We start from the raw sequence: 14,347 nt of genomic DNA, 5'->3' as shown, positions 1-14,347 counted from the left end.
TGATCGACTTAATGATGTTTTGTTGTGAATGTTAGCAAAACCCGGGTACCACCGCATGACTGGTTGGCAACGCTCAACTTGCCGTTAATAGTGGCGGCCCTGTCTTGCATAATGACCAGTCCATAATGGTTGGTCAGTTCCTGATTTGCAGGTAAACCAATACCATTATCCTGGATACAAACGCTGATATTGTCTCGCTCCGCCGTGATGGATACTTTCACATCAGTTGCCTGTGCATGTTTGACAACATTTGCCAGTGCTTCTCTGAGCAATTGCAGCACATGGATCTCTTCGTTGGGCGTTAATGTCAGATGGTGGATGCCATAATGATAATTTATTGGCGTGCCTAAGCGCTCTGAAAACTCATTGATGGTAGTTTCAAGCGCGTGTTCAAGCCCCGGAGCATCAAGCTTAAGGCGGAAGGTGGTCAGCAGCTCTCTTAACTGTCGGTAAGCGTTGTTCAACCCCTCTTTCAACTCATCCACTACGTCGTTAATTTGTTCTGCATTGGCGTTCTTTTTTCGCAGAATATGCAGGCGTGCTACCTGGATTTTCAGATATGAAAGTGACTGCGCCAGTGAGTCATGTAGCTCTCTGGCAATCACTGATCGTTCTTCAATCAGGGACAAATGTTGTTCCTGTTCAGCCTTTAATTCCAGAGACATTGAGATGGCAAGGTTTTCGACAATGGTTTCTACCAGTTTTATTTCGGATTGAGTCGGCGGCGAGTGCGGTAGGAATTGCGCATTAAACTCCCCAAAGTAGGTTTCTCGTGTCTGGATAGGCAAGGTGAGTGTTTTGTGAGTACGAGGGTCGAGATCTTGCACTATGCAGCTATTACAACTGAGAACCCGGCAATCTTCGGGCCGTTCTAAGGATTGTGTGGTGAGCTGTCGATAACTTTTTTTATTGTTGGGCTCGCATAGTGTAACTTTGATGGGACCAAAGGGAGTGACTGTTTCTAACTGCTGCATCACAGGCATTAAACGGCGGCAGATATCCTCTTTGCGATTAAAGCAGCGAGTGGTGTCATAAAGTAACTGCAATGCTTCATTAGACTGCTGTAACTGCGCTGTTTTTTTCTGTACCCGCTGTTCAAGATCCGTATAAATTTTAGATAACTCTTCGGCCATATGGTTAAACGAATCACCCAGTACACCGAGTTCGTCCTGGCTTTCATATTCCACCCGTGCGGCAAGATCACCACGGCTGGCACGGCGAGCCATCTGAACTAATTCCTGCAAGGGTAGAACGACATTATTTTTGATATCCAGCATAGCGATGAGAATGATCAGTACGGTCATAAACAGGCTGATACCCTGAACCAGACTTAATAACTTTATTTTTGACTCGGTACTGCGTTCGAGTAACTGCACCATTTGATCAATACGATGAACAAATAGCTCAATTTTATCGATGTACTCTGGTGTGGAGCTTGCATCAGTCAGCATCTGATCCAGTGCGGGCAGAATCTGTTCATGCCAATCTTTCTTTAAATTCGAATGAAGCCGATAGAGGTCATGGTCACCCTCTTGTGGGATCACTTCTTTAAGTATTGGGCTACTGATGCGCTTTTCAAATTCAGAGATAGTGTGTTGTACCTTCGAGCGTCGTTCGTCTGTCTGGTCGTGGGAGTATTGTCCTGTTTCGGCAATAATCCGGTAAGACAGCATGCGTAGCGAACCTGCCAAATTGATGCCGGCGGCGTCTCCCTGAGTGCTTTCTGCAACAATCACGGAACCAATCATACTAACGACAGCCATGATGCTGATGGCCAACATGGCCGCGCCTAATCGAGCAATAATTGACTGTTTGAAAAAGTGCATTAGCGTAAATCTGCCTCTGACATAGCTGAATACTCATAAAGATATCATTGTAAACAGCATTCTGGATGTATTGTTTAATGCTTAAGCAAAATATCAGCAAAATCATGTGGTTACAAAGCTATAAAGTGGTACCTATAAAGAGGTATTTTAGAAAAACCTGACGTTAATCATAAGGTTAAGCTTTGATTTCGGTCAACAAAATATAATCAATACAGGCTTACCGTCGTACGCATTCATCTCAGTTTGAACAGGTGTTCGATGATAGGCAACAGTAACCAGCAGCAGATATCCGCGATCGCGATGGCCACACTGGTCTTTTCCGCGTGTTTTGCGGTGTGGACATTAGTGTCTGTTATTGGCCTGCAAATTAAGAATGACCTGTTACTTTCTGATACCCAGTTTGGCGTGCTGGTGGCAACCCCGATTCTTACGGGCGCCTTACTTCGCCTGCCAATGGGTATTCTGGCAGAGCGCTGGGGTAGCAGAAGGCTGATTGTCGCTTTGTTGCTGTTTGTCAGTGTTCCTTTGTTTCTTTTTTCTTATGCCTCAACGTTCAATCACTACCTGCTATTGGGATTAGGCGTGGGTGCCTCTGGCAGTATGTTCAGTATCGGTATTCATTTTGTCTCGTCGCGTTCCAGTGAACGCTCTCAAGGCTTAGCCATGGGGATTTTTGGTGCCGGCAATCTGGGAGCTGCGATTACTAATCTGATCGCACCATTAATTATTATTGCCTATGGTTGGCGTATGGCACCTACCGCTTATGGGGTTGTATTGCTGTTACTGGCCTTTCTGTTCTGGATGTTAACCGATGAAGACCAGCAAGCAGGGCGTCAACCGCATCGCATCTCAACGTTAGCCGAACAGATTAAACCCTTGGCCGATGCGCGTGTGTGGCGTTTCGGACTTTATTATTTCTTTGTTTTTGGTGGTTATATTGCGCTGGCATTATGGCTACCAGACTACTACGTCAGCCATTATGGTCTGGATATCCAGACTGCTTCATTTCTGACGTTGATGTTTACGCTTCCCGGTGCGCTGACGCGTATTCTGGGCGGCTGGAGTGCAGATCATCTGGGGGCACGCCATGTTAATTGGAGTGTTTTCTGGGTCTGTCTTGTTTGCCTGTTTTTCCTTTCCTATCCCCCTACCACCATGACAGTTCACGGAATTCGTGAGGACACGACGTTCGTGATCGATATGCCGGTCTGGTTGTTTACTGTTTTAGTGATGGTGATGGGTGTGGCTATGGGTTTTGGGAAGGCCAGCGTGTTTCGTCTTGTTTACGACTACTACCCGGAAAGAATGGGTGTAGTCGGAGGCATGGTGGGCATGTTGGGTGCGATTGGCGGATTTGTTCTGCCAGTCCTGTTCGGTCTGGTGGCCGATACGATGGGAGTTCGCAGCTCTTGCTTTATGTTGCTTTACGGAGTGTTGGCGGTGTGTATGTGCGTCATGTATTACGGCATCTCCGTTGAAGAGCGACGTACCCGATTGCAGGAAGCGATCCGCAATAACTTTCTGAAAGACGATTCTTAGTTATAAATGGCTGATGTCCGCTGCTGATCCGGTAGATAGATATCAGGTTGTTTAGTTTATGTAGATCGAATGCAGATGGCGTCATTAGGCTACCGCTGCTTTCACTCTGGAGAAAAAATATGTCTGATATAAAAAAATGGGACGTAGAAGATGAACAATTCTGGGAGTCCGAAGGAAAGGCTGTGGCTAGCCGCAACCTCTGGATTTCGGTTCCCAGTTTATTGTGCGGCTTCGCTGTCTGGCTGTACTGGGGCATCATTACGGTACAAATGCTTAACCTCGGCTTTGATTTTGCCAAAGCTGATCTCTTTACTTTATCGGCGATAGCGGGGTTAACAGGGGCAACCTTACGAATACCGAGCAGCTTTTTTATCCGTATCGCGGGTGGACGAAATACTATCTTCTTTACGACAGCATTGCTGATGATTCCGGCTATTGGTGCGGGCTTTGCGCTGCAGGATAAAGATACACCGCTGTGGGTGTTCCAGTTACTGGCCTTCTTGTCGGGTATTGGTGGTGGGAACTTCGCTTCCTCCATGTCTAACATCAGTTTTTTCTTTCCTAAGAAACAGCAGGGTTTAGCGCTGGGGCTGAATGCCGGTCTGGGTAATGCAGGTGTCACCACTATGCAGATTCTGGTACCGCTGGTCATGACATTCGGTATTTTCGGCGGTGAACCGATGATTCTGGAAAATACCTCAGGTACCTTGATCGGTAAAATTCCGGCCGGGACTGAAACCTATATCCACAATGCAGGCTTTGTGTGGTTATTGTTATTAATACCGCTAGCGATAGCCGCTTGGTTTGGTATGAACAATATCCGTACGGATGATGTTTCACCGGATATCGGCTCTCCTGTCGGTGCCATGTCAAAAGTGCTGGGGTTATTGCTGATCGGCTTCTTTACCGCGGCTATCGGGCTTTACATCATTCTGCCTGCACCTACGGGCATGGGGGGACCTAGCTGGCTGAAATGGCCTGTTATTCTGGGTATTCTGTTTTTGACGGTTATCTTGATGAAAATGGTGCCGGGGGATATCAAGCCTAATCTTAAGCGCCAGTTTAAAATTTTTGAGAATAAGCATACCTGGGTAATGAGTATTATCTACACCAGTACTTTTGGTAGTTTTATTGGTTACTCCGCCGGTTTTGCGCTGGCTATAAAGGTGGTGTTCGGTTATCAGCATTTAATGGTCGATGGTGTGATGACGCATAGCGTGATCAATGCTAATGGGCCGTCTGCGCTGATGTATGCATGGATGGGCCCGTTTATCGGTGCTTTCATTCGTCCTGTGGGTGGCTGGATGGCTGATAAGCTAGGGGGCGCGCGCGTAACGCATTATGTTTCTATCGTGATGATAGCGAGCGCATTAGGCGTTGCTTACTTCCTTAAAGATGCTTACCAGTCGGAAACGCCTGAAATTTACTTTGTACCGTTCCTGGGCTTGTTCTTGGTGTTGTTTGCTGCCACTGGGATTGGTAACGGATCTACTTTCCGTACCATTGCGATGGTCTTCCCTAAAGAGCAGGCCGGCCCGGCACTGGGTTGGACGTCGGCGGTAGCCGCTTACGGTGCTTTTGTTATCCCTCAGGTGTTTGGTGAACAGATTAAGATGGCTACACCAGAAATGGCCTTGTATGGCTTTGCTGTATTCTATCTGGTGTGTCTGGTGCTGAACTGGTGGTTTTACCTGAGTCCTAACGCTGAATTTAAGAATCCCTGATCGATAGGCAATAAGTATTAATAGTCATCTTTTGAAAAGAGCCCGAACGGGCTCTTTTTTTATCCATTTTTTAAGATTCTAACGGACTACCTACAAAAACACGGTGTTGTCTGTTGTATAGCTTAGATATTTATTATTTCAATAATTTGTCTTTTAAAAACAAATAATTATGTTGATTTTTAACTATATCACCAAAGAGGTATTTGGGGCTTGTCTATGTTTTTTGCTCATTCTGAGTGTTGATCTGAGTCAACAAGCTCCCGTTATGAAAGCGGGTATGGTGAGCTTAACAGTAAGCAATAGGGCGTGTTTTACAGGGATGGTTTAACTGCCTTATGACCGGATAAATCGGTATGTGCTGCAGACGTCATCATGTGCGGCACATTAATAAAACGGCTCGGGGTTGTTTATGCCCCGTCCTGACCTAGCGGTTTCAGGAGAGAATAAAATGAGTCATTTGCTCGATCGACTAAGATTTCTAAAGAAAAAGCAGAGTACCTTTGCTAATGGGCATGGGGAAACTGTCAAAGAGAGCCGTGAATGGGAAGATGGATATCGTCAGCGCTGGCAGCATGACAAGATTGTCCGTTCAACACACGGGGTTAACTGTACCGGTTCTTGCAGCTGGAAAATTTATGTTAAAAACGGTCTGATTACCTGGGAAACCCAGCAAACAGATTACCCGCGTACCCGTCCTGATCTGCCAAACCATGAACCACGTGGTTGTCCTCGTGGTGCGAGTTATTCATGGTATATCTACAGTGCTAACCGTCTTAAGTATCCAACCGTACGTAAGCGCTTAATCAAGCTATGGCGTGAAGCCCGTACCACTAAAGATCCGGTCGATGCCTGGGCATCGATTGTTGAAGATTCTGCCAAAGCAACATCATATAAATCGATGCGTGGACAGGGTGGTTTTGTACGCTCTACCTGGGATGAAGTAAACGAAATCATCGCGGCGGCTAATACCTACACCATTAAAGAATACGGCCCTGACCGCGTTATCGGATTCTCACCAATCCCGGCCATGTCAATGGTGTCCTATGCTGCCGGTGCGCGTTACCTGTCTTTGATTGGTGGTGTGTGTCTGAGCTTCTATGACTGGTACTGCGATTTGCCGCCCGCATCTCCGATGACCTGGGGTGAGCAGACAGACGTTCCTGAATCAGCTGACTGGTACAACTCCAACTACATCATCGCCTGGGGTTCTAACGTTCCACAGACACGTACACCGGATGCTCACTTCTTTACGGAAGTACGCTATAAAGGTACCAAAACGGTATCCATTACACCGGATTATGCTGAAGTTGCTAAGTTGTGTGACCAGTGGCTGAGCCCTAAACAGGGTACCGATGCGGCACTGGCGATGGCTTTCGGGCATGTCATCCTGAAAGAGTTCCACGTTGATAACCCAAGCGCCTACTTTACTGAATACTGCCGTGACTATACGGATATGCCATTTCTGGTGCAGCTGGATCAGCGCGAAGATGGCTCTTATGCCGCCGGTCGCTTTATCCGTGCATCCGATTTTGATGGCAACATGGGTCAGGATAATAATCCTAAGTGGAAAACCGTCGCTTACGATGAAGCAACCGATAGCTATGTTGTACCTAACGGCTCTATCGGCTTTCGCTGGGGCGAGAAGGGCAAGTGGAACATCGAGCAGAAAGAAGGTCTTGAAGGCCGTTCAACTACGCTTAAAATGAGCTTGTTGGATAGCCATGATGAGATCGCGTCTGTTGGCTTCCCGTACTTTGGTGGTGTTGAAAACGAATATTTCACACACAATACCTTTACTGACATCATCCATCACAACCTGCCGGCCAAGCGCGTCAAATTGGCGGATGGTTCTGAGTCCCTGTTGGTCACCGTTTATGATCTGATGATGGCTAACTACGGTATCGACCGTGGTCTGGGCGGTGATTTTGTAGCGACCAGCTACGATGATAACGCGCCTTATACCCCTGCATGGCAGGAGCAGATCACCGGTGTGGATCGTAAAGTAGCGATTCAGATTGCCCGTGAATTTGCAGATACAGCGAATAAGACCAAAGGTCGTTCCATGATCATCGTGGGTGCCGGTATGAATCACTGGTATCACATGGACATGAACTACCGCGGCCTGATGAACATGCTGATCATGTGTGGTTGCGTCGGTCAGTCGGGTGGTGGTTGGGCTCATTATGTGGGTCAGGAAAAACTGCGCCCTCAGACAGGTTGGACTCCTCTGGCTTTCGGTCTGGATTGGCAGCGTCCGCCACGCCACATGAACGGTACCTCTTTCTTCTATAACCACTCAAGTCAGTGGCGCTATGAGAAGCTGGATGTGACTGAGATTCTGTCGCCATTGGCTGATAAATCTAAATGGACCGGTAGTCTGATTGACTATAACGTGCGTGCCGAACGTATGGGCTGGTTGCCTTCCGCTCCACAGTTGGATTGTAACCCGCTGCACATTACCAAAGCAGCTGAGGCTGCGGGTAAAACGGCGCAGGAATACACCGTTGATCAGTTGAAATCCGGCGCGATGAACTTTGCTTGTGAAGACCCGGATAATCCGAAAAACTTTCCGCGTAACATGTTTATCTGGCGCTCTAACTTACTGGGTTCATCTGGTAAAGGTCACGAATACTTGCTGAAGTACCTATTGGGTACCAATCATGGTCTGATGAACAAAGATCTGGGTGAAGACGGCATTAAAAAACCAGAAGACGTGGTTTGGCACGATAAAGGCGCAGAAGGTAAAGTTGACCTGCTGGTAACACTGGACTTTCGCATGTCCACTACCTGTCTGTACTCCGATATCGTACTGCCAACCGCCACCTGGTACGAGAAAGACGATCTGAATACATCGGATATGCATCCGTTTATTCATCCCTTGTCTGCCGCCACTGATCCTGCATGGGAAGCGCGTTCTGACTGGGATATCTATAAAGGCATCGCTGAAAAATTCTCAGAAGTCTGTGTAGGGCATCTTGGCGTCGAGCAAGATCTGGTGACCATTCCAATGCAGCATGACTCTCCGGGTGAGCTGGCTCAGCCACTGGGTGTTATGGATTGGAAAAAAGGTGAATGTGATCCGGTTCCGGGCATCTCCATGCCAAATCTGGTGGTGGTTGAGCGTGACTATCCCAATACTTACCGACGCTTTAGTTCAATTGGTCCTTTGCTGGAATCTGCCGGTAATGGGGGTAAAGGGATTGGCTGGGATACTAAAGACGAAGTTAAATTCCTCAAAGAGCTTAACTGGACGCATACCGAAGAAGGTATTCATAAAGGCCGTGCGAAACTGGATACAGCAATTGATGCCTGCGAGATGATTCTGAGTCTGGCACCTGAAACCAATGGACAGGTAGCGATAAAAGCCTGGGCGGCGTTGGGTGAAATTACAGGTCTTGAGCATACGCATCTGGCACGTCCGAAAGCCGATGAAAAAATCCGCTTCCGTGATGTACAGGCGCAGCCACGTAAGATTATTTCCTCACCCACCTGGTCAGGTCTGGAAGATGAGCACGTGTCTTATAATGCGTGTTACACCAACGTACATGAATTAATCCCATGGCGTACCGTGACCGGCCGTCAGCAGTTCTATCAGGATCATGAGTGGATGCGCGACTTCGGTGAGGGCTTTGTCTCCTATCGTCCGCCGATCAACACCAAATCCGTTGCGCCGTTGATGAATAAAAAACCAAACGGTAACCCTGAGATTGCGCTGAACTTTATTACGCCACATCAGAAATGGGGTATCCATTCAACCTATTCAGACAACCTGCTGATGCTGACGCTGTCGCGTGGTGGTCCGATCATCTGGATGAGTGAAGGCGATGCGACAACAACCGGTATCGAAGATAACGATTGGGTCGAAGTGTTTAACGCCAATGGGGCGATCGCTTGTCGAGTTGTGGTATCGCAGCGTGTACCTGATGGTATGACGATGATGTATCACGCTCAGGAACGTATCGTCAACGTACCGGGTGCAGAAACCACCGGGACACGAGGCGGTATTCATAATTCGTGTACCCGAGTGTGCCCTAAACCAACTCACATGATTGGTGGTTATGCACAGCAGTCTTATGGGTTTAACTATTACGGCACTGTAGGTTCTAACCGTGATGAGTTTGTCATTGTTCGTAAAATGAAAAACATCGATTGGTTGGATGGCGAAGACAACGATTACACTCAGGAGGCAGCGAAATGAAAATCCGCTCCCAAGTAGGTATGGTGCTGAACCTCGATAAATGTATCGGTTGTCACACCTGTTCAATTACCTGTAAAAACGTTTGGACCTCACGTGAAGGGACTGAATATGCCTGGTTCAACAATGTTGAAACCAAGCCTGGCATAGGCTACCCAAAAGAGTGGGAAAATCAGGAAAAATGGAAAGGCGGCTGGGTACGTAAAGTAGACGGCAGCATTGAACCGCGCATCGGTGGTAAATGGCGGATACTGGCAAATATTTTCGCCAATCCGGATCTGCCGGAGATCGACGATTACTATGAGCCGTTTGATTTTGATTACCAACACCTGCACAACGCACCGGAAGGTAAGCATCAGCCGGTAGCGCGTCCGCGTTCATTGATCACGGGTCAACGAATGAAGAAAATCGAGTGGGGCCCAAACTGGGAAGAGATTCTGGGTACAGAATTCTCTAAACGCTCGAAAGATAAAAACTTCGACAATGTACAGAAGGAGATCTATGGCCAGTTCGAAAACACCTTCATGATGTACTTGCCACGTTTGTGTGAGCACTGTTTGAATCCAGCGTGTGTCGCATCGTGCCCAAGTGGTGCGATCTACAAACGTGAAGAAGACGGTATCGTCCTGATCGACCAGGATAAGTGTCGCGGCTGGCGTATGTGTGTCAGCGGCTGCCCATACAAAAAAATCTACTACAACTGGAAAAGCGGTAAATCAGAGAAGTGTATTTTCTGTTACCCGCGTATCGAATCCGGTATGCCGACTGTCTGCTCAGAAACGTGCGTAGGCCGTATCCGTTACCTTGGCGTGTTGCTGTATGACGCGGACCGTATTGAAGAAGTGGCTGCCAGTGGTAGCGAACAGGATCTGTACGAAAAACAACTGGAGATCTTCCTGGATCCGTTTGACCCGAAAGTGATTGCTCAGGCAAAACTGGATGGTGTAACAGACAACGTGATTACCGCCGCTCAAAGATCGCCCGTCTACAAAATGGCGGTAGAGTGGAAGCTGGCACTGCCACTGCACCCTGAATACCGCACACTGCCGATGGTTTGGTATGTGCCACCCCTAAGCCCGATTCAATCCGCAGCAGATGCAGGTTCCATTGGTATGAATGGTGCGATTCCGGATGTGGACTCACTGCGTATTCCGGTTAAGTATCTGGCTAACCTGTTGACTGCCGGTGATGAAAAACCGGTGCGATTAGCACTGAAACGTCTGTTAGCGATGCGTGCTTACAAACGTGACGAGCAGGTGGAAGGCAAAATCAACCTGGAAGTGTTGGAAGATGTCGGCCTGACAGAAACACAGGTTAAGGAAATGTACCGGTATCTGGCGATTGCTAACTACGAAGACCGTTTTGTTATCCCTACCAGTCATCGTGAGCTTGCCAACGATGCTTTCCCTGAACGTGGTGGTTGTGGTTTCACTTTCGGTAACGGTTGTGGTGGTGGTGAAGAAGAAACCAACATGTTCGGTGCCAAAAAACAGACAGTGACCATGGTTAAAAAAATCAGTGGTGTACAGCAGGTTGATCCTGCGCTGCTGAATGATGGGGAGCGATAAGATGCGTAGTCTTAAAGTGATTTCACTGTTACTGGATTATCCCAGTGAAGAGTTGTTCGAGGTCCGAAAGGATCTGATCGAAGAGATCAGAGCCGATGCAGCGCTGCCTGATGAGCAGCGTGCACCGCTAATCGAGTTTATCGATCAGCTATGCACCACGGATCTGCTCGATGCTCAGGACAACTATGTTGGTCTGTTTGATCGCGGCCGTTCGTTGTCATTATTGTTGTTTGAACACGTGCACGGTGAATCCCGTGATCGTGGTCAGGCGATGGTAGATCTGATGGCGGTTTATGAAGATAACGGCTTCCAGATTGATGCGAAAGAACTGCCGGATTATATCCCGATGTTCCTGGAGTATCAGTCAACCCGTTCGGCGCTGGAAATTAAACAGTCGCTGGCAGATATCAGTCACATACTGGCACTGTTGGAAACACGTCTGAAGCAGCGTGAAAGTATTTATTCAGTACTCTGTAGCGCGCTGATCGACATCTCCGGTGTTGAAGTTGCACGTGAAGAGCTGGCTGCAAAAGTGGCTACCGAAGCGGCTGATGATACACCTGAAGCACTCGATAAAGTGTGGGAAGAGGAGATGGTTCGCTTTACCGAACCCACTACCCAAGACTGCGGTAACGATGCAGTGACGCAGCGTCGTCGCGAGCTGGATAAGGTGCAGCCGTTGTATATCAGCGATGCTGTGAAGCATTTCACACCCACCGGACCATCAAGCTCTTGACGGGCTGAGGAGAAGAAAAATGTCTTATTTAAATGACTTGCTCTTTGGCATCTATCCCTACCTTGCCGGCTCAGTATTTCTGGTCGGAAGCTGGGTGCGTTATGACCGGGAGCAATACACCTGGAAAACCGGTTCAAGTCAGATGCTGAGCAGTGCTGGTATGCGTCGGGCGAGCAACTTATTCCACGTGGGTATACTCGCTATCTTCTTTGGGCACTTGGTAGGCTTGTTAACGCCACATGCGTTTTATGAGCCTTTCATGTCTGCCGGCACTAAACAGCTGATCGCTATCCTGATTGGTGGTGTGGCCGGTGTCGCTTGTTTGATAGGCGCTGCGTTGTTGTTGCAACGACGTCTGTTTAACCCGCGTATCCGTGCAACCAGCACCACAGCCGATATCCTGATTCTGGTGATTCTGCTGATGCAGGTAACCCTTGGGTTGTTCACTATCTTTGCTTCAGTTGGGCATCTGGATGGTAGCGTGATGCTGTTACTGGCCGGCTGGGCGCAGGGCATTGTGACCTTTAATGGTGGTGCGGCAGATTATCTGGTGAATGTCGGCTTTATATACAAGCTGCACATCTTTCTGGGTATGACGATTTTCCTGTTGTTCCCGTTCACGCGTTTGGTACACGTATGGAGTGCGCCTGTTAAGTACTTAGCGCGTAGCTACCAGATTGTACGTCAACGTTAATCACGATAAAGCGATTTAAGGGGCGGCAATCTGCCCCTTTTTCAGGAGACTCTTATGGAACTTATCAACTCAATTACGGTGTCAGATATTGTTAATGACTTCGTGCCTGTTAGCGTTAATGGTCAAGCTATCGACGAAGCGGACATTTTGCAGGAGATGCAATATCACACTGCCGATAACATCGAATCGGCGCATCAAAAAGCGGCCTCCGCGTTAGTGGTAAAAGAGTTATTGTTGCAGCGGGCGAAAGAGTTGGAGTTAAGTGCAGAAATACTCACCGGTGAAAACCAGCAAGAAGCACTGATTCGTACCTTGCTTGTTCAGGAAGTAAAGCAACCCACACCTGATGAAGAAGCCTGTGAACGCTACTTTCTGGCGAACCAGGATAAATTCAAAACGCCTGTGCTCATCGCTGCCAGTCATATTTTGTTGGCGGCCGACCCAAAAGATCAGGAAGCACGTGAATTTGCAGCGCAACAGGCAGAGACACTGATTGCTGCATTAGTAAAAAATCCAGATAGTTTTGCAGATATGGCTAAACAGTATTCGGATTGTCCGTCCAAAGAGGTCAATGGCGAATTAGGCCAGTTAGATAAAGGACAAACCGTTCAGGAATTTGAGCGTCAGGTTTTTAAAATGGAAGAAGGGCTGGCTCTGCATCCGGTTGAAAGCCGTTACGGATACCATATCGTACGTCTTGATAAACGCGTGGAAGGTAATCCTTTACCTTACAATATGGTGGCCGATCGTATCGCGACTTATCTTAAAGATCAGGTATATCGCCGCAGTATTAGTCAGTACTTATCGTTGTTAGCGGGGCAGGCCTCTATCGAAGGCATCGATATTAAAGGCGCTGATTCACTCTTGATGCAATAACGAGAATTACTGATGTTGCAGGAACTGCTGGATAACAATAAGCAATGGGCGCGGCGTATGGTGGAAAAGCGCCCAGGCTTCTTCAAAGAACTCACAGCACAACAGAAACCAGACTATCTGTGGATAGGCTGCTCCGATAGCCGTGTACCCGCGAATGAAATCGTGGGTATGTTGCCGGGCGAACTCTTTGTGCACCGTAATATAGCCAACCTTGTTTTGCATACCGATCTTAACTGCATGTCGGTATTACACTACGCCGTTGAAGTTTTAAAAGTAAAACATATTATCGTGTGTGGTCATTATGGATGCGGTGGTGTTAAAGCAGCATTGGGACATCAGGATTTGGGTCTGATAGATAACTGGTTACGTCATTTAAAAGATATCGGTTTTGAATATCGGGAGATACTGGATGCTGAGACGGATGAAGATAAGCGGGTTGACCGCTTATGTGAGTTGAGTGTTCAGCGACAAGTCACTAACATCTGCCATAGTAAAGTTGTGCAACGAGCCTGGAAAAGCGGCCATGAATTAACCGTGCATGGTTGGATCTACAGTATTGAGGACGGCATTATCAAAGAGTTAAATGTTGATATTAGCAGTCTGGATGATATCCCGGCAATTTACTGTATGAACATGTGAATAGCTGTATCAAACCAGCCCAGCGGCAATCGATTCGCGAGATAGCTGCTATCAGGTGGCTAATCTAGCTTAGATACTGGCATAAGCTGCGAGTGCACTATTGTTCGTTTACGGGCGAGTTAACGACTAAGCCAGCACCACCGCAAGACACCACACCACACTCTATGATGAGGCTCCAATCATTCATTGACTGATTCGTCTCTTATTCGCGTGTCCGGTGTATTCAATCAGAACATCCCGCTTAAAAATCCGCATTAAATTAAAACAGAGAGTGTGCTGCTATCGCGTAATGGTCTATATGGGATTTTCTCTAAATACATAACGTTTGTATAAATACTTACTTAATGTAAACTTAATCCAAACCTAGTCCAAACCTAGTCCAAACCTAGTCCAAACTTAATATAAACTTAATATAAACTTAATATAAGCTTAATATAAACTCAAAAAATTTTAACCTTTGTTTACAGTGCTGACTTTTGTTGGGTCTGATGTGTGGCCTTTAGTTCGCATTGATAATGCAAATTTATAAATAAATATGCAGCTAATTAGA

The 14,347-nt window shown here is 47.3% G+C and carries 9 protein-coding genes; 8 read left to right on the top strand and 1 reads right to left on the bottom strand.

What is annotated here, in order from left to right; genetic code table 11:
• Positions 1–8: 8 nt before the first annotated feature.
• Positions 9–1,826, bottom strand: a complete 1,818-nt coding sequence (locus Nant_RS05795) for a type IV pili methyl-accepting chemotaxis transducer N-terminal domain-containing protein (protein ID WP_054340702.1) — start codon at positions 1,824–1,826, stop codon at positions 9–11.
• 258 nt (positions 1,827–2,084) lie between these two features.
• Here Nant_RS05795 and Nant_RS05790 point away from each other — a divergent pair, with 258 nt between their 5' ends.
• The 8 genes from Nant_RS05790 (at position 2,085) to can (ending at position 13,797) form a co-directional block, all read left to right on the top strand.
• On the top strand, positions 2,085–3,365 hold the full coding sequence (locus tag Nant_RS05790) for a nitrate/nitrite transporter (protein WP_054340701.1): 1,281 nt from the start codon (positions 2,085–2,087) through the stop codon (positions 3,363–3,365).
• Positions 3,366–3,484: 119 nt separating this feature from the next.
• Positions 3,485–5,089: an MFS transporter gene (locus Nant_RS05785; protein ID WP_054340700.1), complete on the top strand. Its 1,605-nt coding sequence runs from the start codon at positions 3,485–3,487 to the stop codon at positions 5,087–5,089.
• Positions 5,090–5,537: 448 nt separating this feature from the next.
• On the top strand, positions 5,538–9,287 hold the full coding sequence (locus tag Nant_RS05780; RefSeq protein WP_054340699.1) for a nitrate reductase subunit alpha: 3,750 nt from the start codon (positions 5,538–5,540) through the stop codon (positions 9,285–9,287).
• A complete protein-coding gene (narH, locus tag Nant_RS05775; protein ID WP_054340698.1) occupies positions 9,284–10,852 on the top strand; it encodes a nitrate reductase subunit beta in 1,569 nt (522 codons plus the stop codon). The genes Nant_RS05780 and narH overlap by 4 nt, the downstream gene beginning before the upstream one ends.
• Position 10,853: 1 nt before the next feature.
• Positions 10,854–11,588: a nitrate reductase molybdenum cofactor assembly chaperone gene (gene narJ, locus Nant_RS05770; protein WP_054340697.1), complete on the top strand. Its 735-nt coding sequence runs from the start codon at positions 10,854–10,856 to the stop codon at positions 11,586–11,588.
• Positions 11,589–11,607: 19 nt separating this feature from the next.
• Entirely contained in the window at positions 11,608–12,282 is a 675-nt protein-coding gene (gene narI / locus Nant_RS05765) for a respiratory nitrate reductase subunit gamma (protein WP_054340696.1), read from the top strand.
• Between the two features lie 54 nt (positions 12,283–12,336).
• Complete coding sequence (locus Nant_RS05760; protein WP_054340695.1) at positions 12,337–13,158, top strand: peptidylprolyl isomerase; 822 nt, start codon at positions 12,337–12,339, stop codon at positions 13,156–13,158.
• A gap of 12 nt (positions 13,159–13,170) precedes the next feature.
• Entirely contained in the window at positions 13,171–13,797 is a 627-nt protein-coding gene (gene can / locus Nant_RS05755; RefSeq protein ID WP_054340694.1) for a carbonate dehydratase, read from the top strand.
• The last annotated feature ends 550 nt before the right edge of the window (positions 13,798–14,347 follow it).

It is taken from the genome of Neptunomonas antarctica (assembly GCF_001305295.1).
GTDB lineage: Bacteria > Pseudomonadota > Gammaproteobacteria > Pseudomonadales > Balneatricaceae > Neptunomonas > Neptunomonas antarctica.
This window is presented reverse-complemented; position numbering and strand designations above follow the sequence as displayed.

What these genes read in the sequence shown, in the direction of transcription:
- Nant_RS05795 (WP_054340702.1), bottom strand. Translation starts at nt 1,826, where the DNA reads ATGCACTTTTTCAAACAGTCAATTATTGCTCGATTAGGCGCGGCCATG.
- Nant_RS05790 (WP_054340701.1), top strand. Translation starts at nt 2,085, where the DNA reads ATGATAGGCAACAGTAACCAGCAGCAGATATCCGCGATCGCGATGGCC.
- Nant_RS05785 (WP_054340700.1), top strand. Translation starts at nt 3,485, where the DNA reads ATGTCTGATATAAAAAAATGGGACGTAGAAGATGAACAATTCTGGGAG.
- Nant_RS05780 (WP_054340699.1), top strand. Translation starts at nt 5,538, where the DNA reads ATGAGTCATTTGCTCGATCGACTAAGATTTCTAAAGAAAAAGCAGAGT.
- narH (WP_054340698.1), top strand. Translation starts at nt 9,284, where the DNA reads ATGAAAATCCGCTCCCAAGTAGGTATGGTGCTGAACCTCGATAAATGT.
- narJ (WP_054340697.1), top strand. Translation starts at nt 10,854, where the DNA reads ATGCGTAGTCTTAAAGTGATTTCACTGTTACTGGATTATCCCAGTGAA.
- narI (WP_054340696.1), top strand. Translation starts at nt 11,608, where the DNA reads ATGTCTTATTTAAATGACTTGCTCTTTGGCATCTATCCCTACCTTGCC.
- Nant_RS05760 (WP_054340695.1), top strand. Translation starts at nt 12,337, where the DNA reads ATGGAACTTATCAACTCAATTACGGTGTCAGATATTGTTAATGACTTC.
- can (WP_054340694.1), top strand. Translation starts at nt 13,171, where the DNA reads ATGTTGCAGGAACTGCTGGATAACAATAAGCAATGGGCGCGGCGTATG.